The 235-nt window shown below is 66.8% G+C and carries 1 protein-coding gene; it reads left to right on the top strand.

What is annotated here, in order from left to right:
• Positions 1-47: 47 nt before the first annotated feature.
• A partial coding sequence (locus IH50_RS43695) for a DDE-type integrase/transposase/recombinase (protein ID WP_420709178.1) occupies positions 48-235 on the top strand: 188 nt, incomplete at its 3' end.

A 235-nucleotide genomic window follows, 5' to 3' on the forward strand; every position in this document is an offset into this window, starting at 1 on the left:
GAAGTAGCTGAGGCGGACCCGGCCGTGGCGGTCGGGGTGATCAGCAGCTGCGCGGCGACGTCCGCGGCGTGATCATGCATACCGACAGGGGCAGCGAGTACTGCTCCCGGAAGTTCAAGCGGGCCTGCCGCCAGCCGGGCATCGTGCAGTCCATGGGACGAGTCGGCTCGTGCTTCGACAACGCCGTGAGCGAGGCGTTCAACAGTGTGCTCAAGGTCGAGTACGTCCACCGGCA

It is taken from the genome of Streptomyces sp. NRRL S-37 (assembly GCF_000721605.1).
In the GTDB taxonomy this organism is placed as follows: domain Bacteria; phylum Actinomycetota; class Actinomycetes; order Streptomycetales; family Streptomycetaceae; genus Streptomyces.